The sequence below is a fragment of the Variovorax sp. LjRoot130 genome (assembly GCF_964253755.1).
In the GTDB taxonomy this organism is placed as follows: Bacteria; Pseudomonadota; Gammaproteobacteria; order Burkholderiales; family Burkholderiaceae_C; genus Variovorax.
This window is the reverse complement of sequence record NZ_CAXURM020000001.1, coordinates 1,792,530-1,815,435: the sequence shown is the minus strand read 5'-3', so window position 1 is coordinate 1,815,435 and position 22,906 is coordinate 1,792,530. Positions and strand designations below refer to the sequence as shown.

Annotated in this window: 23 protein-coding genes; 13 read left to right on the top strand and 10 right to left on the bottom strand. The window is 69.0% G+C overall.

The window, feature by feature from the left end; genetic code table 11:
- Positions 1–40: 40 nt before the first annotated feature.
- Positions 41–922, bottom strand: coding sequence for a LysR substrate-binding domain-containing protein (locus tag ACSQ86_RS09200; RefSeq protein WP_436290724.1), 882 nt, complete (start codon positions 920–922; stop codon positions 41–43).
- Between the two features lie 116 nt (positions 923–1,038).
- Here ACSQ86_RS09200 and ACSQ86_RS09195 point away from each other — a divergent pair, with 116 nt between their 5' ends.
- A complete protein-coding gene (locus ACSQ86_RS09195; RefSeq protein ID WP_093102187.1) occupies positions 1,039–1,425 on the top strand; it encodes a cupin domain-containing protein in 387 nt (128 codons plus the stop codon).
- Between the two features lie 10 nt (positions 1,426–1,435).
- Here ACSQ86_RS09195 and ACSQ86_RS09190 read toward each other — a convergent pair whose 3' ends face one another.
- A complete protein-coding gene (locus ACSQ86_RS09190) occupies positions 1,436–1,945 on the bottom strand; it encodes an OmpA family protein (RefSeq protein WP_436290827.1) in 510 nt (169 codons plus the stop codon).
- A 108-nt stretch (positions 1,946–2,053) separates the two neighbouring features.
- Between ACSQ86_RS09190 and ACSQ86_RS09185 the strand changes: the two genes are divergently transcribed.
- On the top strand, positions 2,054–2,728 hold the full coding sequence (locus ACSQ86_RS09185) for a gamma-glutamylcyclotransferase (protein WP_170855461.1): 675 nt from the start codon (positions 2,054–2,056) through the stop codon (positions 2,726–2,728).
- Positions 2,729–2,730: 2 nt separating this feature from the next.
- Positions 2,731–3,270, top strand: coding sequence for a superoxide dismutase family protein (locus ACSQ86_RS09180; RefSeq protein WP_436303416.1), 540 nt, complete (start codon positions 2,731–2,733; stop codon positions 3,268–3,270).
- On the opposite strand, the gene ACSQ86_RS09175 is transcribed toward ACSQ86_RS09180, so the two are convergent.
- The gene (locus tag ACSQ86_RS09175) at positions 3,257–3,820 is read right to left on the bottom strand and encodes a nucleotidyltransferase family protein (RefSeq protein ID WP_436303414.1); all 564 of its coding nucleotides are present in this window, start codon (positions 3,818–3,820) and stop codon (positions 3,257–3,259) included. The genes ACSQ86_RS09180 and ACSQ86_RS09175 overlap by 14 nt on opposite strands.
- Before the next feature lie 40 nt (positions 3,821–3,860).
- Here ACSQ86_RS09175 and pdxH point away from each other — a divergent pair, with 40 nt between their 5' ends.
- Entirely contained in the window at positions 3,861–4,508 is a 648-nt protein-coding gene (gene pdxH, locus ACSQ86_RS09170; RefSeq protein WP_436303413.1) for a pyridoxamine 5'-phosphate oxidase, read from the top strand.
- Between the two features lie 12 nt (positions 4,509–4,520).
- Here the strand turns inward: pdxH and ACSQ86_RS09165 are convergent, their stop codons facing one another.
- From ACSQ86_RS09165 to msrA, 4 genes are all read right to left on the bottom strand, one after another.
- On the bottom strand, positions 4,521–5,468 hold the full coding sequence (locus ACSQ86_RS09165; RefSeq protein WP_436308782.1) for an AEC family transporter: 948 nt from the start codon (positions 5,466–5,468) through the stop codon (positions 4,521–4,523).
- Positions 5,469–5,490: 22 nt separating this feature from the next.
- Entirely contained in the window at positions 5,491–7,593 is a 2,103-nt protein-coding gene (locus ACSQ86_RS09160; RefSeq protein ID WP_436308781.1) for a TonB-dependent receptor, read from the bottom strand.
- An 81-nt stretch (positions 7,594–7,674) separates the two neighbouring features.
- Entirely contained in the window at positions 7,675–8,016 is a 342-nt protein-coding gene (locus ACSQ86_RS09155; protein WP_436308780.1) for a hypothetical protein, read from the bottom strand.
- 50 nt (positions 8,017–8,066) lie between these two features.
- The gene (msrA, locus tag ACSQ86_RS09150) at positions 8,067–8,621 is read right to left on the bottom strand and encodes a peptide-methionine (S)-S-oxide reductase MsrA (protein ID WP_093102176.1); all 555 of its coding nucleotides are present in this window, start codon (positions 8,619–8,621) and stop codon (positions 8,067–8,069) included.
- Between the two features lie 100 nt (positions 8,622–8,721).
- Here msrA and ACSQ86_RS09145 point away from each other — a divergent pair, with 100 nt between their 5' ends.
- The 6 genes from ACSQ86_RS09145 to ACSQ86_RS09120 are packed head-to-tail and all read left to right on the top strand — an operon-like array spanning position 8,722 to position 16,405.
- A complete protein-coding gene (locus ACSQ86_RS09145; protein ID WP_436303409.1) occupies positions 8,722–9,402 on the top strand; it encodes a TetR/AcrR family transcriptional regulator in 681 nt (226 codons plus the stop codon).
- On the top strand, positions 9,399–10,559 hold the full coding sequence (locus ACSQ86_RS09140) for an efflux RND transporter periplasmic adaptor subunit (RefSeq protein ID WP_436290729.1): 1,161 nt from the start codon (positions 9,399–9,401) through the stop codon (positions 10,557–10,559). Before ACSQ86_RS09145 ends, ACSQ86_RS09140 begins: the two co-directional genes overlap by 4 nt.
- Positions 10,560–10,571: 12 nt before the next feature.
- Positions 10,572–13,802, top strand: a complete 3,231-nt coding sequence (locus ACSQ86_RS09135; protein ID WP_436303406.1) for an efflux RND transporter permease subunit — start codon at positions 10,572–10,574, stop codon at positions 13,800–13,802.
- A gap of 29 nt (positions 13,803–13,831) precedes the next feature.
- The gene (locus tag ACSQ86_RS09130) at positions 13,832–14,515 is read left to right on the top strand and encodes a protein-L-isoaspartate O-methyltransferase family protein (protein WP_093102170.1); all 684 of its coding nucleotides are present in this window, start codon (positions 13,832–13,834) and stop codon (positions 14,513–14,515) included.
- Between the two features lie 11 nt (positions 14,516–14,526).
- Positions 14,527–14,865 (top strand): rhodanese-like domain-containing protein, encoded by a 339-nt coding sequence (locus tag ACSQ86_RS09125; protein WP_436303402.1) that lies wholly within the window; start codon positions 14,527–14,529, stop codon positions 14,863–14,865.
- A 22-nt stretch (positions 14,866–14,887) separates the two neighbouring features.
- Positions 14,888–16,405 (top strand): TolC family outer membrane protein, encoded by a 1,518-nt coding sequence (locus ACSQ86_RS09120; protein WP_436303401.1) that lies wholly within the window; start codon positions 14,888–14,890, stop codon positions 16,403–16,405.
- 6 nt (positions 16,406–16,411) lie between these two features.
- Here the strand turns inward: ACSQ86_RS09120 and ACSQ86_RS09115 are convergent, their stop codons facing one another.
- The gene (locus tag ACSQ86_RS09115) at positions 16,412–17,767 is read right to left on the bottom strand and encodes a 3-deoxy-D-manno-octulosonic acid transferase (RefSeq protein ID WP_436303400.1); all 1,356 of its coding nucleotides are present in this window, start codon (positions 17,765–17,767) and stop codon (positions 16,412–16,414) included.
- An 11-nt stretch (positions 17,768–17,778) separates the two neighbouring features.
- A complete protein-coding gene (locus ACSQ86_RS09110; RefSeq protein ID WP_436303399.1) occupies positions 17,779–19,161 on the bottom strand; it encodes a phosphomannomutase/phosphoglucomutase in 1,383 nt (460 codons plus the stop codon).
- A 109-nt stretch (positions 19,162–19,270) separates the two neighbouring features.
- Here ACSQ86_RS09110 and ACSQ86_RS09105 point away from each other — a divergent pair, with 109 nt between their 5' ends.
- The 3 genes from ACSQ86_RS09105 to ACSQ86_RS09095 are packed head-to-tail and all read left to right on the top strand — an operon-like array spanning position 19,271 to position 22,253.
- A complete protein-coding gene (locus tag ACSQ86_RS09105) occupies positions 19,271–20,806 on the top strand; it encodes a DNA-3-methyladenine glycosylase 2 family protein (RefSeq protein WP_436303398.1) in 1,536 nt (511 codons plus the stop codon).
- Positions 20,803–21,300 (top strand): methylated-DNA--[protein]-cysteine S-methyltransferase, encoded by a 498-nt coding sequence (locus tag ACSQ86_RS09100; protein WP_436290736.1) that lies wholly within the window; start codon positions 20,803–20,805, stop codon positions 21,298–21,300. The genes ACSQ86_RS09105 and ACSQ86_RS09100 overlap by 4 nt, the downstream gene beginning before the upstream one ends.
- Positions 21,297–22,253, top strand: coding sequence for a DMT family transporter (locus ACSQ86_RS09095; protein WP_436303396.1), 957 nt, complete (start codon positions 21,297–21,299; stop codon positions 22,251–22,253). Before ACSQ86_RS09100 ends, ACSQ86_RS09095 begins: the two co-directional genes overlap by 4 nt.
- On the opposite strand, the gene ACSQ86_RS09090 is transcribed toward ACSQ86_RS09095, so the two are convergent.
- Positions 22,250–22,900: a DUF1345 domain-containing protein gene (locus ACSQ86_RS09090; protein ID WP_093102159.1), complete on the bottom strand. Its 651-nt coding sequence runs from the start codon at positions 22,898–22,900 to the stop codon at positions 22,250–22,252. The two genes, ACSQ86_RS09095 and ACSQ86_RS09090, sit on opposite strands and share 4 nt — an antisense overlap.
- Positions 22,901–22,906 lie beyond the last annotated feature (6 nt).

The window sequence follows — 22,906 nt, the reverse complement described above, 5'->3', positions numbered from 1 at the left end:
CAGGTTGCGTGGCCCTGCATCCTACCAAGCCCGCAAGACCCTAGGGTGCCGTCAAGGCATCGAGCACGACCCGCACCCGCGGCGGCAACAGGCGCTGGGAAGGGTACACGGCGCTGATCGGCATGGCCGGCGGCCGCAGCGAAGGCAGGATCTCGACCAGGCGCCCATCGCCGAGCTCGTCTTCGACCATGTAGTCGGGCAGTTGCGCCAGGCCCTGGCCGAGCATCGCGGCCTGCACCATGGCTTCGCCGTCATTCAGGCGCAGCTGGCTCTGCGGATGCAGGGTGACGGCGTGGCCGCGCTGGAGGAACTGCCAGGGGCGGTCGCGACCGCTCGTCGGCATGCGGAAGACGATCGCGCGATGCTGTGCCAGCGCCCGCAGCGAGGCCGGATGGCCATGCTGCGCCAGGTAGGCAGGGCTGGCCACCAGCAGCAAGGTCTGGCTCGCAAAGCGGCGTGCCACCAGCGACGATTCCTGCAGTGCGCCGACCCGGATGGCGAGGTCGATGCCGTCCTTGACCAGATCGACGTAGCCGTCCTGCAAGCGCACGTCCATTTCAAGTCGCGGGTGCTGTTGCTGGAGCCGCGCGAGCAGCGGCAGGATCACGCGCCGGCCGAAGACGATCGGCATGTCGATGCGCAGCAGGCCCGTGGCCGTGGCCCGCGTGCCGGCAGCGTCGGCATGCAGGTCCTCGATCTCGGCGAGGACGCGCTGGCAGCGGTGGTACAGGCGCTCGCCGTCCGGCGTCAGGGTGACCTGCCGCGTGGTCCGATGGAACAGCTTGACGCCAAGCGAATCCTCCAGCCTCAGCACCGCCTTGGCCAGCGTGGAAGGCGCGGTGCCCGCTTCGCGCGCGGCGGCGGCGAAGCTGCCGTGCTTGACGGTCTCGGTGAAGGCGAGGAACTGCTGCAGGCCTTGCATGGCGCCCCCGATTGAGGAACGAATGTCCTCAATGTTAGGTCATTGCGCTGTCTTCACTCGCGCTTCTGGGTCCAGGACACTGCCTTCACCTTCACTCGATTGCACGGAGCCGCCTCATGACCGCCATTGCCCGCAACGTTATCTCCCACGCCACGCTGCCCCTGGCAGAGCTGCCCGGAATCACCCACCGCACCCTGGCGGGCCACGAGCATGGATTGACCCAGTTGTCGATCTGGAAGCAGACGCTGGCACCCGGCGCTTCCACGCCGCCGCACAGCCATGACACCGAGGAAGTCGTGTTGTGCCACGCGGGCCGCGGCGAGGTCCACCTCGACGGACAGGTGCACCGCTTCGGCCCCGCGAGCAGCGTGCTGCTGCCGCGCGACGTGCCGCATCAGATCTTCAATGTGGGCGACGAGCCGATGGAGATCACCGGCGTGTTTCCGGCTGCCCCGGTCGGGGTGTTCGACCTCGAAGCGAAGCCGATGCAGCTGCCGTGGTGAGCGCAGCGCGCTAGTCGACCAGCCGGACCTCGACGCGGCGCGCCTCGGCGTCGTTCCCCGAACCGGTGGTCACGGCGGGCTTCTTCAGTTCGATCTTGTCGGCCGGCACGCCCAGCCCGGTCAGCACGTTGCGCACCATCTCGGCACGCCTCTGCGCGAGCTGTTCGTTGAGGCCCCCATCGCCGGTGGTGTCATGGAAGCCCGAGACCACTGCCTTGCGCCCACCTTCCACGCCTTTGATCACCGTGGCCAGGGCCCCTGCCGCGCCGGGAGCCAGATCGGCGCTGCCGGTGGCGAAATAGAAGTTCACGACCCCGCCCTGCACTCGGATGCTCGCGCCGTCGGGGATCACGACTGCCACGGTTTCGGTCAGGATCTCCACCATGGACGCCGCGGGCTTCGCGCCCGCCTTGTGGCTCTGCGTGTAGAGCACGATCCCGATCACGAAGAAGATCACCAGTGCGATCAGCCCGAGCAGAAAGGCCAGAATGAAGTTCTGTTGGCTGTCGTCGTCGGCTATGCCTGCCATGGGTCGATCTCCGTAGGAAAGCGGTCGGTAAATAATGGTGCGGTGAACCATGACCGTGAAATTGTAGGTGGCGACCCCGGCCCGCCCGGTTTGGACCCCATGCTCAAACCGCTGCGCGACCCGAAGCCCATGCTCGACCGCGTGATCGCCGAATGGGGCGGCCACCAGGATCTCTGGGTGTTCGGCTACGGCTCGCTGATCTGGCGCCCCGAGTTCGGCTTCATCGAGCGGCACCCCGCGCGGGTGCACGGCTGGCATCGGGCGCTGAAGATGTGGAGCCGCATCAATCGCGGCACGGTCGAGAATCCGGGCCTGGTGTTCGGCCTGCTCTCGGGCGGCAGCTGCCGCGGCATGGTGTTCCGCGTGGCCGCGGCCGACGGGCTCGAAACCCTGGGCCGGCTCTGGCTGCGCGAGATGCCGACCGGCGTCTACGACCCCCGATGGCTCGATTGCGAGACCCCGCACGGATCGGTGCGCGCCCTGGCCTTCACCTTGTCGCGGCGCAGTCCCAACTTCACCGGCAACCTGGACGACGAGCGCTACCGCCACATCTTCGCCAGCGCGGTCGGCCGCTATGGCAGTTCGCTCGACTATGCGCATCAGACCCTGCTCGAACTGCAGCGCCATGCGATCCACGATGCAGCGCTGGCGCGCCTGATCAGGTTGGCCGAGGCCAAGCTGTCGGCGCAAGCCGATTGCGGCGAAGCGCCCGCTCCGGTATACCCTGCGGCCTCTTCTCTCGATTCTTCTTCCCGTTCTTCATCCAAGGAGTAGCCATGTCCTCTCGTCTGATCGTCCCCGCCCTTGCCGTCGTTGCGGCCAGCCTGCTTGCCGGCTGCGGCACCATGATGGGGTCCAAGGCGAGCGCCAGCGCCGCGCTGGCGCCGACCGCGGCGATCACGCCGAATCCGACCACGGGCAACGTGAGCTTCACGGCGCTCGACCATGGCGTGCGCGTGGCCGGCGAAGTGCGCGGCTTCGTGCCGGGCACGGAACATGGCTTCCACATCCACGAGAAGGGCGACTGCGGCGACAACGGCAATGCCTCGGGCGGCCACTTCAATCCGGCCGGCGGCACGCACGGCAAGTTCGGCGCGCCCGGCAGCCATGCGGGCGAGCTGCCGAGTCTGGTGGCCGATGCGAGCGGCGTGGCGCGCTTCAGTGTCGACCTGCATTCCATCTCGCTCACCGACGGCGCGGCGAACAACGTGGTCGGCCGGGCGCTGATCGTTCACCGCGATCGCGACGACTTCACCTCGCAGCCGGCCGGCAACTCCGGCCCGCGCATCGCCTGCGCGCTGATCACGAGGCGCTGAGCCGCGCCGCCAGCAGCGCCTCGGCGCGCGCGAGTTCGGCGGGCGTGTCGATGTCGGTCAGGATGCCGATGTCGTCCACTTCGATCTCCGCCACCGCATGGGCCTCCCGCAGCGCGCGCAGCACCGGCGCCGCGCCCAGATTGCCTGACAGCGCAGCGAGCTGCGGCCCGCAGACCGCGGCAAAGCCGACCGGATGGCCGCGCTCGCCGCGATGCCGCGGCTGAGCCGCCTGCACGGCGCCGGCCAGCGCCCGCGCCACCGCCTGCAGGGTTGAAGGCTGCACCAGCGGCAGGTCGCCAGGCAGGATCAGCCAGCCCGCGGCATCGGCCGTAGCCCGCACCGCAGCCGCGATCGAGTCGCCCATGCCGGGATGGCCCGCGTCCTCCAGATGCCATGGCAGGCCGCTGGCGTGCACGGCGGCGAGCGTGTGCTCGAGCACCGTCTTGCCCGCGAGCGGCGCCTCAAGCTTGGCGCCGTTGCCGCCGGCGGCGCGAAAGCGCTCACCGCGGCCCGAGGCGAGCACGATGACGGTGGGCGGTCGAGGATTCATGCGCCCAGTATCCCCTCTTCGCATGCGCAACAATGCGGCCATGAATTCCCCCAAAGAAGCGCTGGCCGCGCTGCGCAAGAGCTACGAGCGCGCCGAACTCGACGAAGCCCGCAGTGCGCAGGATCCCCTGCTCCAGTTCGAGCGCTGGCTCGCCGAGGCGATCGATGCGCAGCTGCCCGAGCCCAACGCGATGACGCTAGCCACCGTCGGCGGCGACCTGCGGCCATCGACGCGCATCGTGCTGATCAAGGGCTACGACGCGCGCGGCATCGTCTGGTACACCAACTACAAGAGCCGCAAGGGCCAGGAGCTCGCCAGCAATCCCTGGGCCGCGCTGCAGTTCCACTGGGTCGAGCTCGAGCGCGTGGTGCGCATCGAGGGCCGGGTCGAGAAGGTCGATGCGGCAGAGAGCGATGCCTACTTCGCGAGCCGCCCGCTCGACTCGCGCATCGGCGCCTGGGCCAGCCCGCAGAGCGAGGTGATCAGCGGCCGCGAGGTGCTGGTGAAGAACGCCGCCATCGAGGCCGCCCGGCACCTGCTCTCGCCGCCACGGCCGCCGCACTGGGGCGGCTACCGCCTGGTGCCCGACCGCTGGGAGTTCTGGCAAGGCCGCAAGAGCCGGCTGCACGATCGGCTGCGCTACCGGCGCGAGGACGGCGCGTGGGTGCGCGAGCGGCTGGCGCCCTGAGCCGATCCTCGCTCAGAGCCTGCCAGCCAACTGCATCACGATCGAAAGCGTGACGAGCGCCAGCGCGGTCGACACTGCCATGCTGGCGGTCACGAGATCTTCGGCCGTCTTGTAGCGCTGCGAAAACAGAAACACGTTGGCGCCGATCGGCAGCGCCGCGGCCACCACCATCACCTGCAGCGGCAGCCCGCGCAGGCCCAGCAGCCAGCCGAGCCCCGCCACCAGCAGCGGGTGCGCCACGTTCTTGACCAGCGCCTGCACCAGCGCGCCGCGCCAGTGGGTGCCGATGGGCGTGAACGCGAGCGTGATGCCGACCATGACCAGCGCGATCGGTCCGAAGGCCTGACCGAGCAGCGCGATCGGCTTGTCGATCACTTCGGGCATCACCCAACCGGTCTGCGCGAACAGCAGGCCCGCGATGATCGGCAGCGGCACCGGATGGACGATCGCGTTGTAGAACGCGCGGCCCAGTGTGTGCAGGATCGGCTGGCGCGGCGTGCCGCTCAGACTGGCGTTCTCGTGGGCCACCGCAAGTTCGAGCACCAGCGTCGCGCTGGTCAGCAGCACCAGCGAATGCAGCGAGATCAGCGTCAGCAGCACAACCATGCCCTCGGGGCCGTAGGCCAGGCCGATCAGCGCGATGCCGATCATCACGGTGTTGCTGAAGGTGTTGGCAAGCGCGAGCACGGCCGCCGTGCGGTTGAAGCCGCGCCACAGCAAGGTGGCCGCGAAGATCAGGCCGGCCGCGAGAAAGTAGGCCGCGACAGGCTTGAGGCTCAGCTGCTCCAGGTGCACCGTGCTCATGGCACGGAACAGGAGCGCCGGCACGAGCAGCAGGAAGATCAGGTTCGACAGGTCCCGCACCGCGCCGCCGCCGACCCAGCCCCGCCGCCCTGCCACGAAGCCCGCAGCGATGAGCAGGACGACGGGCAGCAGCGACGCGAGGACCGATGAATTCATCGGCGGCGAGCATACAGGGGCGCTAGAACGTCGCGCGCAGGCCCACCTTCAAGGTCCGCCCCGGCAAGGGCGCATCCGGGAAGGCGGTCGTGGTCAGGATCGAGGTCGCGCTGTAGGCCAGCTTGTTCGTCAGGTTGTCGATGCGCGCATACCAGGTGAGGTTGGCGCGCTGCACCTTCATGCGGTAGGTGAGCGCCGCATTCCACAGCGTGAAGGCATCGGTCTCGCGGGCGCCGATGCTCGGCACCCTTCGCTGGGCAGCGTAGTGGTCGAAGCCCAGGCGCGCCGTCCATGGCCCGTTGCCGTAGGCCAGCGTGGTACCCACGCGCGCCGGCGAGATGCGCGGCAGCGGCTCGCCGGTATCGGTGTTCTTCGCGCGCACCAGGTCGGCACGCCATTCGAGGTCCAGCGTGGAGCCGTCGGCCGCGCGCGAGAAGCCGTCGGTGCCCAGGAGCCGCAGGTTGCCGTTGGCCTCGATGCCGGTGAAGCGGGCGCGCACGCCGCGATAGACGAACTCGTCCACCACGTCGGGGAACAGCAGGCCTTCGTCGGTTTCCACCGGGCCCGGGTTGATCTCGCCGTCCTCGCCGCGCACATTGCCCGAGGCCGCGAGCCCGATGTAGTTGCGGAAGCGCGTGACGTAGGCATTCACGCGCGCGCTGTTGGCGCCGGACTTCCATTGGGCGCCGAGGTCGAAGCCGACCGACTTTTCCTTCTGCAGGTTCGGATCGCCGACCTCCCAGGCCGCGGTCGCGACGTGCGGGCCGTTGGCGAAGAGTTCGTAGTCCTTGGGCGCGCGCTCGGTGTAGGCGAGGTTCGAGGTCAGCTGCCATTGGGGCGCCAGGTTGACCAGCGCACCGAAGGCCGCGCTGTGCGGATTGAAGCTGCGCTCGCCGACGGCGAAGCGCGTGACCGACGGATCTTCCGGATAGCCGAAGGAACGCACCTTCACCTGCTCGGTGCGCGCGCCGAAGCTCAGGCGGCCCCACGACGTACCGAGCTCTTCGTGCAGGAACAAGGCGCGCGAGCGCGTGCGGCTGTGCGGCGCGAAGGCCTCGTCGCCGACGGCCGAGAAGTCGTTGCTTTCGTTGGTGAAGCCGATCAAGCCCTCCACGCCGCCGATCTTCTGATGGCGCGCCTCAATGCGCAGATCGTTGCTCTTGTTGGCAAACACCGTGCCGGTCTCCGAGCCCTCGAACTCGGTGTGGCGATAGTCGGTGCGGCTCAGCTTGCCGTGGATGCTGGTGAAGAAGCCGCCCGGCCGCCATTCGCCTTCGAGCGCATAGCGGTCGGATTTCATCTTGATGGTGACGTCGTCCTCCGCCACCGTGCCGTAGTCGCTGCGGTAGGTGCTGGCCGAAGCGCCGATCCAGCCCTGGTCGAAGAACAGGCTGCCGCCGATCGCGCCGCCGTGCGCCTGGTTGGCCGAGTTGCAGATCTTGCGCGCCAGGCCGGGCCGGCGCGGGTTCTCGCAGCCGAGTTCGATTGGCACCGAGGTATCGTCCGCGTCGCGGTTGAAGGCATCCACGTGCAGCGCATAGCGGTTGTTGCCGCCCTCCAGCACCACGCCGCCGCTCTTCTCGCGGTTGCCGGTCGCGTAGCCGAGGTCGGCGCGGCCGCCGAAACCGTCGATCGGCTCGCTCGGAATGCGGTTGTCGATCACGTTGACCACGCCGCCGACCGCGCTGCCGCCGTACTGCAGCGCCGAGGGCCCGCGCAGCACCTCGATGCGTTCGGTGACGAGGGCATCGACCGGCACCGCGTGGTCGTAGCTCAGCGAGGAGGCGTCCGGTGCCGCGCCGCCGTTCTGCAGGATGCGGATGCGGTCCCCGTCCTGGCCGCGGATCGAAGGCCGGCTCGCGTTGGGCCCGAAGTAGCTGCTGCTGACGCCCGGCAGGCCGTTGAGGGTCTCGCCGAGCGTGGATTGGGAACGCAAGAGCAGCCTGTCGCCGGAGAGGGTGGTGGTCGGTGCGATCAGGTCGGTGGCGCCCAACGGGTTGCCGGTGACGGTGACCTCAGGCAGCGAAGGCGCGGGCGCGCTCGCGTCGGCTTGCGCCCAGGCAGCGCAGGACAAAAGGGAAAGAACGGCAACGCCGATGGCGTTGCGCCGGAAATGGGATGACATGTTGGAACACTCGTTGAATCGATGAAAGACCGGCCGCAGCCCGCGAAAAGGCGGGTGCAGCTGTCGGTCGGCAAGGCGGATTCAGCGAGCGGAAGGCGGGCCGCGCGCGTCGAACAGCGCGACCCATCGGGCGATTGCTTCGCCCTGGAGATAGGCAAAGGTGGTCGCCGGCAGCATGACCGGCAGCAGGAGGGCCGGCACGCAGAGCGCGGCCGGGCCGTGGGACAACTGGTCGTAGAGCCGGCAATCGGCATCGCTGTGCTCGCCGAAGAGCGCGACCAGGCCATGGGACCCATGGTCCGCCTCTCCCGCATGGGCGGACGCAGCCGCATGCGCATGCGCCGCAAGCGGGCTGTGGATCGTGCGGTGCACGAGCCCGAGCGTCGTCGCAAACCACAAGGCGAGCGCCAACACGCACAGCATGGCGCGGGCTCGGAGCGGGTGGCGTGCGAGGCGCATGAAAGAAGAAAGGCTCAGGCCTTCTTGAGCCGCGCCGCGAAGGTCTTCTGGAACTTCTCGACCTTGGGCCCGACCACGAAGGCGCAATAGCCCTGGTTCGGGTTGTTCAGGAAGTAGTCCTGGTGGTAGGCCTCGGCGGTCGAGTAGTTGGCCAGCGGCTTCACCTCGGTCACGATCGGCGAGCGGTAGGTCTTGCTGGCCTCGATCTCGCGGATCACCTCTTCGGCGACCTGCTTCTGCGCGTCGTTGGCGTAATAGATGCCGCTGCGGTACTGGGTCCCCGCGTCGTTGCCCTGCCGGTTGAGGGTCGTGGGATCGTGCACGACGAAGAAGATCTCCAGGATCTCACGCAGCGTGATCTGCTGCGGATCGAATTCCACCCGGACCACCTCGACATGGCCGGTGCGGCCGGTACAAACCTGTTCGTAGCTCGGATTGATCGTCTCGCCGTTGCTGTAGCCCGATTCGACATCCACCACGCCCTGCACGCGGTCGAAAACCGCCTCGGTGCACCAGAAGCAGCCGCCGCCCAGCGCGATGATCTCGGTTTGCGGTGATGGCGTGGACATGAAAACTCCAGGGTGGAAATTGGCGAACCTTGCATTGTCGCGGCTTGACGGGTCCAGGCACGCTCACTACATTACTAACCCGTGAGTCATTAATAAATCCATGCCCGCTCCCCGTTTCCTCAGCGACAAATTCTGCAGCACAGCGCGCGCCAAGCGCGAGCGCCGCAAGGAGGCGCGTCCCGGGGAACTGCTCGAGGCCGCACTGGACCTGTTCGTCGACAAGGGCTTCGCGGCCACCCGTGCCGAAGAGGTGGCGGCGCGCGCCGGCGTGTCCAAGGGCACCCTGTTCCTTTATTTTCCGAGCAAGGAAGAACTGTTCAAGGCGGTGGTGGTCGAGAACCTGTCCGGCCGCTTCACCGAGTGGAACAAGGAGTTCGAGGAGTTCGAGGGCAGCACCTCCGACATGCTGCGCTATTGCATGCGCATCTGGTGGGAGCGCGTGGGCTCGACCAAGGCCTCGGGCCTCACCAAGCTGATGCTGAGCGAGGGCCGCAATTTCCCGGAGCTGGCCGAGTTCTACCGCGAAGAGGTGGTGCGGCCCGGGCACACGCTGATGCGGCGCATCGTGCAGCGCGGCATCGACAGCGGGGAGTTCGCGCCGGTCGACGTCGGCCACGCGATCTACGCCATCATCGCGCCGATGCTCTTCCTGATGCTGTGGAAGCACTCGGCCGTCATCTGCGTCGACGCCGATTCGGATCTCGATCCCGAGAAGTACCTTGCGACCCAGGCCGAGACCGTGCTCCACGGGCTCAGCATGCCGCCGAAGGCGGGCGTATGAAGCGGTCGCTCGTCATCAAATGGGCGGTCGCGGCAGTGGTCGTCGCGCTGCTGGCCGGCGGCGTGCTGCGCGCCATCGAGGCGCGCCGCGCGCAGCAAGCCGCGGTCGCCGCCGCCGCGAAGCCGGCCGAAACTGTGGTGCAGCTCTCGCCGTCCGACGTGGTGCGCGCCACGCGGCGCGAACTCGCGCAGACGCTGGCGGTCTCGGGCACGCTCAAGGCGGTCGATTCGGCGCTGGTCAAGGCCCGCGTGGCCGGCGAGCTGATCGGCCTCACGCTGCGCGAGGGCGATGCGGTCACGGCCGGCCAGGTGGTCGCGCGCATCGACCCGGTCGAGTACCAGTCGCGCGTGCGCCAGGCTCAGGAGCAGGCGGACTCGGCCCGCGCGCAGGCCGAGGTGGCGCAACGCACTTACGACAACAACAAGGCGCTGGTCGACCAGGGCTTCATCTCCCGCACCGCGCTCGACACCTCGCAGTCGAATCTCAACGCCGCGCTCTCGACCCACCGCGCCGCGCTCGCCGCGGTGGAGATGGCGCACAAGTCGCTCGCCGACACCGTGCTCAAGAGCCCGCTCACCGGTCAGGTCGCACAGCGGCTGGCGCAGCCGGGCGAGCGCGTCGCTGTCGATGCGCGCGTGATCGAGGTGGTCGACCTGAGCCGCATCGAGGTCGAGGCCACGCTCGCAGCAGCCGACTCGGTCGCGGTGCGCGTGGGCCAGCGCGCGACGCTGCAGATCGAAGGCAGCAGCGCTGTAGACCCGGCGAGCACCAACCGCAAGGTGGGCGCCAGCGTGGTGCGCGTCAACCCGAGCGCACAGGCCGGCAGCCGCAGCGTGCTGGTCTACCTGCGGCTGGACCGCAGCGCCGGCTTCCGCCAGGGCCTGTTCGCGCAGGGCAGCATCGACGTGGGCCGCGTCGACGCGCTCGCCCTGCCCTTGTCCGCGGTGCGCATCGACAAGCCGGCGCCTTACGTGCAGATGGTGATCGAAGGACGCATCGCCCACCGCGCGGTCCAGACCGGCCAGCGCGGCCAGGTCGACGGCCAGACGCTGGTCGCGGTGCGCGGCGTCGAGGATGGCGCGGTGGTGGTGGCGGGCAGCGTCGGCTCGCTGCGCGAAGGCACGGCAGTGCGCCTCTCGCCGGTCGCCGCGCCCTGAGCGCGCAATACCATGTGGTTCACGCGCGTCAGCCTGAAGAACCCGGTCTTCGCGACCATGCTGATGCTCGCGCTGGTGGTGCTCGGCATCTTCTCCTACCAGCGGCTGCAGGTCGACCAGTTCCCGAACATCGACTTCCCGGTGGTGGTGGTGATCACCGAGTACCCGGGCGCCTCGCCCGAGATCGTCGAGAGCGAGGTGACCAAGAAGGTCGAGGAAGGCGTCAACTCGATCGCCGGCATCAACGCCCTCACCTCGCGCAGCTACGAGGGCCAGTCGGTCGTCATCATCGAATTCCAGCTCTACGTCGACGGCCGCAAGGCGGCCGACGACGTGCGCGAAAAGGTCGCAGCGGTGCGGCCCCTGTTCCGCGACGAGGTGAAAGATCCGCGCGTGCTGCGCTTCGACCCGGCCTCGCGGCCCGTGTGGTCGGTGGCCGTGCTGCCCGATGGGCAGGAAGACAAACAACCGAGCGCGGTCGAGTTGACCAACTGGGCCGATCAGGTGCTGAAGAAGCGGCTGGAGAACGTGCGCGGCGTCGGCTCGGTGACGCTGGTGGGCGGCACCAAGCGCGAGATCAACATCTATCTCAATCCGCAGGCGATGGAAGCCTTCGGCGTCAGTGCGTCGCAGGTGGTCGAGGCGGTGCGCAACGAGAACCAGGCGCTGCCGGTGGGCGCCGTGCGCTCGCTCGAGCAGGAACGCGTGGTGCAGGTCGATGCGCGCATGGAGCGGCCGGAGGACTTCGGCAAGATCATCCTGATGCGCAGGGGCGGCGCGCCGATCCGCATCGACCAGGTGGCGACCGTGCGCGATGGCGCGCAGGAACTCGAGAGCCTCGCGCTCTACAACGGCCAGCGCACGCTGCTCCTGTCGGTGCAGAAGGCGCAGGACGAGAACACCATCGCGGTAGTCGACGGGCTCACGAAGGCCATCGCCGACATCCGGCCGCAGTTGCCGCCCGGCGTCAAGCTCGAACCCATCGCCGACGCTGCGCGGCCGATCCGCGTCGCGGTCAACAACGTGCGGGAGACACTGATCGAAGGCGCGCTGCTCACCGTGCTGATCGTGTTCCTGTTCCTGAATTCGTGGCGCTCGACCGTGATCACCGGGCTCACGCTGCCGATCGCGCTGATCGGCACCTTCTGGTTCATGGCCATGTTCGGCTTCACCATCAACATGGTGACGCTGATGGCGCTGTCGCTGTGCGTAGGCTTGCTGATCGACGACGCGATCGTGGTGCGCGAGAACATCGTGCGCCACGTGCAGATGGGCAAGGCGCCTTACAGCGCGGCGCTCGACGGCACGCAGGAGATCGGGCTCGCGGTGCTGGCGACCACGCTCTCGATCGTCGCGGTGTTCCTGCCGATCGGCTTCATGGAAGGCATCATCGGCAAGTTCTTCCACGAGTTCGGCATCACCATCGTGGCGGCAGTGCTGATCTCGATGTTCGTGAGCTTCACGCTGGATCCGATGCTCTCGAGCATCTGGCACGACCCTGCAATCGATACGCACGGCAAGCGCGGCCCGCCCGTGACCTTCTACGACAAGACCATCGGCCGCGTCACCGGCTGGTTCGACCGCGCGACCGACCGGCTCGCTGAAGCCTACCAGGCCATCCTGCGCTGGTCCCTCGTGCACAAGCTCGCCACGCTGGCCGCGGCGCTCGGCATCTTCGCCGCCAGCGTGGTGATGGTGCCGCTGCTGGGCACCGAGTTCGTGCCCAAGGCCGACTTCTCGGAAACCGCGATCAACTTCTACACGCCGGTCGGCTCCTCGCTCGAAGTGACCGAGGCCAAGGCCCGCCAGGTCGAGGGCATCCTGCGCGAAATGCCCGAGGTGCGCTACACGCTCAGCACCATCAACACCGGCGACGCGCAGGGCAAGATCTACGCAAGCATCTACGTGCGCCTGGTCGAGCGCAAGCTGCGCGAGCGCAGCGTCGACCAGATGTCGGGCGTGCTGCGCGAGAAGCTGCGCGCGATCCCGGGCATCACGGTCACGCACGTGGGCTTGCGCGACTCGGTGGGCGGCAACAAGGTCATCGAGTTCTCGCTGCAGGGCCCCGACCTGCAGGAGCTCGAACGGCTCACGCAGCGCGTGATGGAGGCGATCCGCCCGATTCCCGGGCTGGTCGATCTCGATTCGAGCCAGAAGCCCAACAAGCCGACCGTGAGCGTGGTGATGCGCCGCGATGCCGCCTCCGACCTCGGCCTCGGCGTGGCGCCGGTCGCGAACGCGCTGCGCACGCTGGTGGCCGGCACCACGGTGGGCAACTGGCGCGCGCCCGACGACCAGACCTACGACGTCAACGTGCGGTTGGCGCCCGAGGTGCGCAACTCGCCGGCCGACCTGGCGCGCCTGCCCTTCGTCAGCACCGCCATGGGCGCCAATGCCGACGGCTCCAGCCGCATCGTTCGCCTGCAGCAGGTGGCCGATGTGCGCGAAGCCACCGGGCCAAACCAGATCAACCGCCGCGCACTGGCGCGCGAGGTCAGCATCAATGCCAACGTGGCCAACCGCTCGGCCGGCGAAGTGTCGGCCGACATCCGCACGGCGCTGGCCGGCATCGCCTTCCCGCCGGGCTACGGCTGGCAGTTCAGCGGCTCGACCAAGAACATGCAGGAGTCCTTCGGCTATGCGGTGTCGGCGCTGGCGCTGGCGATCATCTTCATCTACATGATCCTGGCCAGCCAGTTCAAGAGCTTCCTGCAGCCGCTGGCGCTGATGACGGCGCTGCCGCTCACGCTGATCGGCGTGGTGCTGGCCTTGCTGATGTTCCGATCCACGCTCTCGATGTTCTCGATCATCGGCATCGTGATGCTGATGGGCCTGGTGACCAAGAACGCCATCCTGCTGGTCGATTTCGCGATCCGTTCGCGCGAGAGCGGCGTCGCGCCCGACGGCACGCCGGTGCCGGGCCTGCCGCGCGCCGAGGCCCTGCTGCTCGCGGCGCGCGTGCGGCTGCGCCCGATCCTGATGACCACGCTGGCGATGATCTTCGGCATGGTGCCGCTGGCCTTCGCGATCAGCGAAGGCTCGGAGCAGCGCGCGCCCATGGGCCAGGCCGTGATCGGCGGCGTGATCACCTCCTCGCTGCTGACGCTGGTGGTGGTGCCGGTGGTCTATTGCTACATGGACGACCTGGCGAACTGGGCCCGGCGCCGCTGGCACCGCCAGCAAGCGGTCACGCGCACGGCCGACACTGTGGAGCCGCCGCCTAAAATTGAAGGTTTGTCCTGATTGACCCGACCCGCACGAGGAAAAAGCACATGAACCCCATTCCCACCCTGGAGCGCTTGCGCTTCAACATGATCGAGCAGCAGATCCGTCCCTGGGACGTGCTCGATCTCGAAATCCTGGACCTGCTGGCCCACATCCGGCGCGAGGACTACGTGCCCAAGGCCCATCGCGGCCTGGCCTTCTTCGACATGGAGATCCCGCTGGAGGGCGCCAAGACGAAGGAGCCCGGCCAGTGCATGCTCTCGCCCAAAGTCGAGGCGCGGATGCTGCAAGACCTGCATGTGCAGAAGCACGAATCCGTGCTCGAGATCGGCTCCGGCTCCGGCTTCATGGCCGCGCTGCTGGCGCACCGCGCGGCGCAAGTACTGACGCTCGAGATCGATCCTGGCCTGGCGGCCGTCGCCACCGAGAACCTGCGCCGCAACGGCGTGAACAACGTGGAAGTGCGCAACGCCGACGGCGCCGTGCCGCTGCCCAGCGGACCGACTTTCGACGTGATCGTGCTCAGCGGCTCGGTCGCGCGCCTGCCGCAGAGCCTGATGGGCTCGCTCAAGATGGGCGGCCGGCTGGCGGCGATCGTGGGCGACGAACCGATGATGCGCGCCCACTTCGTCACGCGCGTCGGCGAAGGCAAGTGGGACATCGTGCAGCCGTGGGACACGGTGGCGCCGCGCCTCTTGAACTTCCCTGCGCCTTCGCGCTTCAACTTCTGAGCGGAGCTCTCATGATCGACCAGGTCCGCCCGCCCGAACTCGCCGACTGGTTCGGCCGCGACGCGAGTGCGCAGCCGGTGCTGCTGGACGTGCGCGAGCCGTGGGAAGTGCAAACCGCGAGCGTGGTGCCGCAGGGCTTCACGCTGGTGGCGATCCCGATGAACGAGATTCCGGCCCGCATCTCGGAGCTCGACCCGGCGCAGCGCATCGCCTGCCTCTGCCACCACGGCGCGCGCAGCCAGCGCGTGGCCGCCTTCCTGATCCAGAACGGCTTTGCCGAGGTGGCGAACGTCGCCGGCGGCATCGATGCCTGGTCGACGCAGCACGACCCCTCTGTGCCGCGCTACTGATTTCTTTTCCCAAGGACGCTCAATGCCCGTGCTCCGGCTTCTTCCCCTCTCGGTGGCGCTCGCCGCCGCGTTCGCACTGCCGGCCCACGGCCAGAGCCTGATCGATCTCTACGAATCGGCGCGCAGCTACGACGCGACCTACCAGGCCGCGCGTTCGCAGTACGACGCCAGCCTGGCGCGCGCGGCCCAGGCCAAGGCCGGCATCCTGCCGGCGGTCGGGCTGTCGGCCGGTGCCTCGCACACCGAGCTCGACGTCGACACGCCCGTCGGCAACACCTCGCGCGGCTTCAACACGCAGAACGTCGGCGTCAACGCCACCCAGCCCCTCTACCGGCCCGCGAACTGGGCCACCTACGAACAGGGCAAGCGCCAGGTCGACATCGCGCAGGCGGTGCTGACCATCGCCGACCAGGACCTGGTGGTGCGCGTGAGCCAGGCCTACTTCGACGTGCTCTCGGCCCAGGACAGCCTGGCGCTGGTGCGGGCGCAGAAGATCGCGGTGGCCGAGCAGCTGGCATCGGCCAAGCGCAATTTCGAGGTCGGCACCTCGACCATCACCGACACGCGCGAAGCCCAGGCGCGCTACGACCTCGTGATCTCGCAGGAGATCGCGGCCGAGAACGACCTCCAGGTCAAGAAGATCGCGCTCGACCAGCTGGTCGGCCGCCCCGGCAGCGTGCCGGTTCCGCTGGCCGCGCCGGTGGTGCTGCCCGAGGTGATGCCGGCCGATATCAACGCCTGGGTCGCGCAGGCCGAGGACGTGCATCCCTCGATCCGGCAGGCGCGGCTCGGCCTTGACGTGGCCACGCTCGAAGTCCGGAAGGCCGAAGCCGGCCACAAGCCCACCCTTGACGCGAACCTGGGCTACAACGTCACCAACAACCCGCAGGGCACCAGCACCACCATGGGCCGCTCGCGCATCAATGCGGCGACCGTGGGCGTGGTGTTCAACCTGCCCTTGTTCGCGGGCTATGCGACCGAGAACCGCGTCAAGGAAACGCTGGCGCTCGAAGAGCAGTCGCGCTCGGTGCTCGAATCGACGCGCCGCAGCGTGACGCAAGCCACGCGCGCGGCCTACCTCGGACTGGTCTCGGGGGCCGGGCAGGTGAAGGCACTCGAAGCCGCCGAGGCCTCCAGCCAGGTCGCGCTCGATGCCAACCGGCTCGGCTACCAGGTGGGCGTGCGCATCAACATCGACGTGCTCAATTCGCAGAGCCAGCTGTTCCAGACCAAGCGCGACCTCGCGGTGTCGCGCTACAACGTGCTGCTGGGCAATCTCAAGCTGCGGCAGGCCAACGGCACGCTGACGGCCGACGACCTGCGCGCGATCAACAGCACCTTGGCCACCGACGGCCGCCCTGCCGTGGACAGCACCGCCACGCCGGCACAGCCGCCGGCCTCGCAGCAGGCCCCGGCGCCCGGCCGGCCCGCCACGCCGATCCCGGTCGTGCCGCCGGTGCCGGTGCCGCCTTTCAGCCCGCCGCCGCCGGTCATGCCTTCGCCGCCACCGCCGCCGGTGATCCTGCCGCCGACGCGCTAGAGCGTCCTACTCGAGACTGGGCTCGGCCCGCTCTTCGGTCTCGGCCGTCGCCGCCTCCGCAACCGCCAGCACCGCCGCCGCCGTGCGCTGCGCCGCGCCGCGGTTCGAGTTGGCGAAAGCCAGGGCGGCCTCGGCCATCGCTTCGCGCCGCTCAGGCTTCTCGACCAGCTTGAGCGCCGCCGTGACCGCCTGCTCCATGTTGTCCACGCGCTGCGAGGCGCCGGCCGCGAGCGAGAGTTCGGCCGCCTCGGCGAAGTTGAAGGTCGACGGCCCCATGATCACCGGGCAGCCGCAGGCCGCGGCCTCGATCAGGTTCTGGCCGCCCAGCGGTTCGAAGCTGCCGCCCAGCAGCGCCGCGTCGGCCAGGCCGTAGTAGAGCGCCATCTCGCCGAGCGAATCGCCGAGCCAGATCTCGCATTCGGCCGGCGCGCCGGCCGCGCTGCGCCGCGCCACCGCGAAGCCATGGGATTCGACCAGCGCCGCGACGTCGTCGAAACGCTGGGGATGACGCGGCACTATCATCCATTGCACCTCGTGCACCCGCTTGGCAATCGACTGCACCGCGTCCTGCGCCGGCGGCACGGGCGCCAGTGCGCCGAAGCGCTTGAGCACTTCGAGCAGCTGCACCTCCTCACCGTCGCGCGAGCTCGCAAACACCACCACCGGCCGCGGCAGCTGCTCGCGCAAGCGGGTCGCCGCCGCGAGCTGGCGCGCATCGGGCGTGGCGTCGAACTTGAGGTTGCCGAACACGCCCGCCACCTTGGCGCCGAGCGAAACCAGCCGGTGCGAATCGGCCTCGGTCTGCGCCCACACGGCGGCCAATGCCGAATAGGCGGGCCGCGCGAGCCAGCCCAGGCGCTCGGCCGAGGCCAGCGAGTTCTCGTTCAGCCGCGCGTTGGCCAGCACCAGCGGAATGCCGCGTTCAGCGCAGGCCGCCGACATCTCGGGCCAGACCTCGGTTTCCATCAGCACGCCGATGCGCGGCTGGAAGCGATCGAGAAAGCGCGCCACCGGCTCGGGCGCATCCCAGGGCTGCCAGACCTGCAGATCGCCGTCTTCCAGCAGCTTGGCGCCCTCTTCGCGCCCGGTGGCCGTGCCGTTGGTCAGCAGGATGGGGATGCCCGGGTACTGCCGCCGCAGCTCGGCGATCAGGATGCCGGCGGCGCGCGCCTCGCCGAGCGAGACCGCATGGATCCAGCACCAGCCGGTGCCGCTCGCAGCTTCGTCATAGTGGCCGAAGCGTTCTTCTACCGCATGCGCGTAGCCGGGCTCGGCCACGGCCCGGCGCCGCAGCTTGCGCCGCACCAGGGGTTCGGCCAGAGAAGTGAAGACGCCGTAGAGGCGCAGCAGCAACGAACGCACGCTTCGAAAATTCAGTGCGCGGCTTCCGCGAGGGTGGCGTCGGGCTTCGCGCTCTTCAGGAGCGCGAGCATCTCCTTCTGGATGCGGTCCAGCGCCGCCTGCGTCTGCCCTTCGAAGCGCAACACCAGCACCGGTGTGGTGTTGGAGGCGCGGATGAGCCCGAAGCCATCGGGCCAGTCGACGCGCACGCCGTCGATGGTCGAGACCTTGGCCGGGGCATCGAACTTCGCGGTCTTCACGAGCTGATCGACCACCGCGTGCGGTTCGCCTTCGGCGCACTTCACGTTGAGCTCGGGCGTCGAGAAGCTGGTCGGCAGTGCGTTGAGCGTGTCGCTCGAATTCGGCGTCTTGCTCAGGATCTCGAGCAGGCGGCAGCCCGCATAGGTGCCGTCGTCGAAACCGAACCAGCGCTCCTTGAAGAAGATGTGGCCGCTCATCTCGCCGCCCAGCGGCGATGCGATCTCCTTCATCTTGGCCTTGATCAGCGAGTGGCCGGTCTTGTAGATCAGCGGCTTGCCGCCGGCGGCCTCGATCGCGGGGCCCAGGCGCTGCGAGCACTTGACGTCGTAGATGATGGTCGCGCCCGGCACGCGCGAGAGCACGTCCTGCGCGAACAGCATCATCTGGCGGTCGGGATAGATGTTCTGCCCGTCCTTGGTGACGATGCCGAGGCGGTCGCCGTCGCCGTCGAAGGCCAGGCCCAGTTCGGCATCGCCGGCTTGCAGCGCGGCGATCAGGTCCTTGAGGTTCTCGGGCTTGCTCGGGTCCGGGTGGTGATTGGGAAAGTCGCCGTCGACCTCGCTGAAGAGCTCGGTCACCTCGCAGCCGATGGCGCGCAGGATGGCCGGGGCCGACGCGCCGGCGATGCCGTTGCCCGAATCGACCACGATCTTGAGCGGACGCGCCAGCTTGATGTCGCCGACGATGCGCTGCGTGTAGGCCTCGGTCACGTCGACCTTGCGCACGCTGCCGCCCGGGGCGAGCTTGGCGCTGCCGGCTTCCATCACCTTGTACAGGCCCTGGATCTCGTCGCCGTAGATCGCACGGCCGGCCAGTACCATTTTGAAACCGTTGTAATCCTTTGGGTTGTGGCTTCCTGTGACCTGAATGCCGCTGTTGGCCAGCGTGTTGGCCGCGAAATAGAGCATCGGGGTCGTGACGGCCCCGACATCGATCACTTCGATGCCGGTGGCCACCAGACCACGGATCAGGGCCTCGACCAGTGCGGGGCCCGACAGGCGCCCGTCTCGCCCCACCGCCACCGATTTCTCGCCGGCCGCGCGCGCCGCGCTGCCGAAGGCCTTGCCGAGCGCCTCGGCGACCTCGGCGTCGAGCGTGGTCGGCACGACGCCGCGAATGTCATAGGCCTTGAAGATCGATGCGCTGAGCTGCATGGGCTTCCTTTGAAAGTTCACAAACTGAGGACCATTGTAGGCATGGCCCTCGTGAGCCAAATGTCCGGAAATGGCTACTTCTGCGCGCACGGACACCTATCATTCCCCCATGTCTCCCGCCATCGCACCCACCGCCGGACTCGAGAGCGACGCCTGCTACCTGGCCATGAAGGCCCACGATGCACGCTTCGACGGCTCCTTCTTCACCGGCGTGACCTCCACCGGCGTCTACTGCCGCCCGGTCTGCCGCGTGAAGCTGCCGCGGCGCGAGAACTGCCGTTTCTTCCGCCATGCGGCACAGGCCGAGGCCGCGGGCTTCCGGCCCTGCCTGCGCTGCCGGCCCGAACTCGCGCCGCGGGCCGCGAGCTGGTCGACCGAGGACGCATCGCGCATCCTTGCCTTGCAAGCCGCGCGCCTGATCGACGAACCCGATGCCTGGGACGAAGACGGCCCCGGCGCCGCCCGCATCGCCGCGCGGCTGGGCGTGAGCGACCGCCACCTGCGCCGCATCTTCGAGACCCAGTTCGGCGTGTCGCCGCTGCAGTACCTGCAGACGCGCCGCCTGCTGGCCGCCAAGCAGCTGATCGCCGACACGCGGCTGCCGATGACGCAGGTCGCACTGGCCAGCGGCTTCGCGAGCGTGCGCCGCTTCAACGCGGCCTTCGTGACACACTACGGCCTCAATCCGAGCGCGCTGCGGCGCGCCGGCCCTGCGGGCGACGGTCGCGAAGGCGAGGCCATCGACGTGCGGCTGGGCTTTCGACCGCCCTATGACGGTGCGGCGATGCTGGGCTTCTTCGCGCGCCGGGCCCTCGGCGGCGTCGAGTCGATCACCGATGCCGGCGGCACGCCGCAGCTGGCGCGCACGCTGCGCGTCGTGCAGGGCGAACACGTGCATGCGGGCTGGCTCCAGCTTCGCTTCGACGCGCAGCGCGAGCAGTTGCTGCTGCGCGTCGGCGATTCGCTGGCCGCGGTGCTGCCGATCGTGATCAGCCGCGTGCGCGCCATGCTCGACCTGGATGCCGAGCCGATGGCGATCAACAGTGCGCTGCATGCGAGCTTTCCGCATGGCGACGGGCTGCGCGTGCCGGGCACGGTCGACGGTTTCGAGCTCGCGGCGCGCGCCGTGCTCGGCCAGCAGATCACGGTGGCCGCGGCGCGCACCATGGGCACGCGACTGGTGCAGGCCTTCGGCGAAGCGATCGCGACGCCGATCGCCGGGCTGGACCGCCTGTTCCCCACGCCCGCGGCCATCGCCGGCGCGAGCGGCGATGCGCTGGGCCAGCTCGGCATCGTGCGGCAACGACAGGCCGCGTTGAGCGCGCTCGCCCGCGAGGTGCAAGCCGGCCGGCTGGCCTTGCATGCCGGCGCCGACGTGCCCGCGACGCTCGCCGCCCTGCAGGCCCTGCCCGGCATCGGCGACTGGACCGCGCAGTACATCGCGATGCGCGCGCTGCGCTGGCCCGATGCCTTCCCGGCCGGCGACGTCGCGCTGCAGAAGGCGCTCGGCGTCTCCTCTGCACGCGCCGCAACCGAAGCCTCGCAAGCCTGGCGCCCCTGGCGCAGCTACGCGGTGCTGCGCGCCTGGCACAGTCCTCTACCCGCTGCCGATGCCACGGCAGCACTTCCTTCCGATCAGCCATGAAATTCAAGAACACCACCATCTACAGCACCCACATCGAGAGCCCGCTCGGCGGCATCACGCTGGCCGCCACCGACGAAGGCCTGGCCGGCGTCTGGTTCGACCGGCAACGCCACTGGCCTGACACGAGCGGCTGGCAGCCAGATGCGGAGCACCCGGTGCTGCGCGAGGCGGCCGCGCAGCTCGCCGACTACTTCGCCGGCAAGCGCCAGCACTTCGACCTGCCGCTCGACCTCTCGCACGGCACCGGCTTCCAGCAGGCGGTGTGGCAAGCCCTGCTCGCCATTCCGGCGGGCCGCACCATCAGCTACGGCGCCTTGAGCGCCGGCATCGGCAAGCCGGCCGCCGTGCGCGCGGTGGGCGCCGCCGTGGGCCGCAATCCGATCAGCGTGATCGTCCCTTGCCACCGCGTGCTGGGCACCAACGGCTCGCTGACCGGCTATGCGGGCGGGCTCGAACGCAAGAGCGCGCTGCTCGAACTGGAAGGTGCGCTGTGAGCGAAGGCGAGTGCACGACGGCCGCTGCTCCGCTGCCAACCGCCGCACGCCCGGCCAACCGCCGCTGGCTGGTCGATCTGGTGCTCTTGGGCATGCTCTGGGGCGCTTCCTTCCTGTTCATGCGTGTAGGCGCCGCCGAATTCGGCGCGCTGCCGACGGCCGCGGTGCGCGTCGCGATCGCGATGTTGTTTCTGCTGCCGCTCCTGTTCATGCGCGGCCAATGGTCCAGCTTCAGGCAATACTGGAAGCCCGCGCTGGGCATCGGCGTGCTCAACTCCGGCCTGCCCTTCGCCTTCTTCTGCTTCGCGCTGCTCACCATCAACAGCGGCCTGGCCGCGGTGATCAATGCGACGGTGCCCATGTTCGGCGCGCTGGTGGCCTGGCGCTTCTTCGGCGAACGGCCCGATCGCTCGCGCAGCATCGGCCTCGTGATCGGCTTCGCCGGCGTCGCGATGCTGGCCGGCCGCAGCGCGGGCCTGCAATCGGGGGCCGATGAGGCCGCCGCACGCTGGGCCATCGGCGCCTGCCTCGCGGCCTGCATCTGCTATGCCTTCGCGGCCAGCCTGACGCGCAAGCACCTGAGCGGCGTGCCGGCGCTTGCAACGGCAACCGGAAGCCAGATCGGCGCCACGCTGGCGCTCGCGCTGCCGGCCCTCTGGCTCTGGCCGGCGACGATGCCAAGCCTGCAGGCCTGGCTCGCGCTCATCGTGCTGGGCACCGCCTGCACCGGGCTGGCCTACATCCTGTTCTTCCGCCTGATCGAGACCGCCGGGCCGGCGCGCGCGCTGACCGTGACTTTCCTGGTGCCGGTGTTCGCGCTGTTCTACGGCGCCGTGTTCCTCGGCGAGGAGATCACGCAGTGGATGCTGATCTGCGCAGTGGTGATCGTCTGCGGCGTGGCCTTGTCGACCGGGCTGGTCAAGCTGGGACGCCGGCAGCGCGCCCCCGCCTAGATCACGCCGGCCACCACGTTGATCGACAGCGCCAGCACCAGCATGTTGAAGGCGAAGGACAGCACGCTGTGTACGAGCGTGATGCGCCGCATCTCGCGCGAGCTGACCTGCACGTCGGACACCTGCGAGCACATGCCGACCACGAAGGCGTAGTAGAGGAAGTCGAAGTAGTCGGGGTCCAGCTTGCCGGGGAAATCCAGCCCCGGGTGTTTGCGCCCGCGTTCCACCTGGTAGTAGCGGTGCGCGTAATGAAAGCCGTAGATCGTGTGGATCATGAGCCAGGAGCCCGCCAGCGCGACCAGCCCGAGCGCGATATGGCCGGCGCGCTCCACGCCGCCCATCTGCTTGACCTGCTGCAGCAGCATCGCGATCGCCACCACGCTGGCGCCGACCACGCTCAACATGCTCGCCAGGATCAGCGCGCTGGGCTGGTCCAGCGACTGCGCGCGCAGCCGCGTGCTCTCGGCATCCGAGATTTCGGCCAGCCACCAGGCCGACAGCAGGTACAAGGCAGCGCCGAAGCACCAGCCCAGCAGGCCGCGCGCAATGCCGTCCAGCGGCCAGGGCAGCAGGGCCGCCGCCAGGCCGATGACCGCGCAGCACAGCAGGCGCTGCCAGCCGACCATCCGCGAAAAAAGGATGCGCATGCAGGC

Bases quoted from the DNA above. Each gene is read 5' to 3' on its own strand.
- ACSQ86_RS09175 (WP_436303414.1), bottom strand. From the start codon at position 3,820: ATGAATCCTCGACCGCCCACCGTCATCGTGCTCGCCTCGGGCCGCGGT.
- ACSQ86_RS09155 (WP_436308780.1), bottom strand. From the start codon at position 8,016: ATGCTGTGCGTGTTGGCGCTCGCCTTGTGGTTTGCGACGACGCTCGGG.
- ACSQ86_RS09165 (WP_436308782.1), bottom strand. From the start codon at position 5,468: ATGAATTCATCGGTCCTCGCGTCGCTGCTGCCCGTCGTCCTGCTCATC.
- ACSQ86_RS09160 (WP_436308781.1), bottom strand. From the start codon at position 7,593: ATGTCATCCCATTTCCGGCGCAACGCCATCGGCGTTGCCGTTCTTTCC.
- ACSQ86_RS09135 (WP_436303406.1), top strand. From the start codon at position 10,572: ATGTGGTTCACGCGCGTCAGCCTGAAGAACCCGGTCTTCGCGACCATG.
- pdxH (WP_436303413.1), top strand. From the start codon at position 3,861: ATGAATTCCCCCAAAGAAGCGCTGGCCGCGCTGCGCAAGAGCTACGAG.
- ACSQ86_RS09185 (WP_170855461.1), top strand. From the start codon at position 2,054: ATGCTCAAACCGCTGCGCGACCCGAAGCCCATGCTCGACCGCGTGATC.
- ACSQ86_RS09140 (WP_436290729.1), top strand. From the start codon at position 9,399: ATGAAGCGGTCGCTCGTCATCAAATGGGCGGTCGCGGCAGTGGTCGTC.
- ACSQ86_RS09090 (WP_093102159.1), bottom strand. From the start codon at position 22,900: ATGCGCATCCTTTTTTCGCGGATGGTCGGCTGGCAGCGCCTGCTGTGC.
- ACSQ86_RS09195 (WP_093102187.1), top strand. From the start codon at position 1,039: ATGACCGCCATTGCCCGCAACGTTATCTCCCACGCCACGCTGCCCCTG.
- ACSQ86_RS09180 (WP_436303416.1), top strand. From the start codon at position 2,731: ATGTCCTCTCGTCTGATCGTCCCCGCCCTTGCCGTCGTTGCGGCCAGC.
- ACSQ86_RS09145 (WP_436303409.1), top strand. From the start codon at position 8,722: ATGCCCGCTCCCCGTTTCCTCAGCGACAAATTCTGCAGCACAGCGCGC.
- ACSQ86_RS09130 (WP_093102170.1), top strand. From the start codon at position 13,832: ATGAACCCCATTCCCACCCTGGAGCGCTTGCGCTTCAACATGATCGAG.
- ACSQ86_RS09110 (WP_436303399.1), bottom strand. From the start codon at position 19,161: ATGCAGCTCAGCGCATCGATCTTCAAGGCCTATGACATTCGCGGCGTC.
- ACSQ86_RS09120 (WP_436303401.1), top strand. From the start codon at position 14,888: ATGCCCGTGCTCCGGCTTCTTCCCCTCTCGGTGGCGCTCGCCGCCGCG.
- ACSQ86_RS09200 (WP_436290724.1), bottom strand. From the start codon at position 922: ATGCAAGGCCTGCAGCAGTTCCTCGCCTTCACCGAGACCGTCAAGCAC.
- msrA (WP_093102176.1), bottom strand. From the start codon at position 8,621: ATGTCCACGCCATCACCGCAAACCGAGATCATCGCGCTGGGCGGCGGC.
- ACSQ86_RS09105 (WP_436303398.1), top strand. From the start codon at position 19,271: ATGTCTCCCGCCATCGCACCCACCGCCGGACTCGAGAGCGACGCCTGC.
- ACSQ86_RS09125 (WP_436303402.1), top strand. From the start codon at position 14,527: ATGATCGACCAGGTCCGCCCGCCCGAACTCGCCGACTGGTTCGGCCGC.
- ACSQ86_RS09100 (WP_436290736.1), top strand. From the start codon at position 20,803: ATGAAATTCAAGAACACCACCATCTACAGCACCCACATCGAGAGCCCG.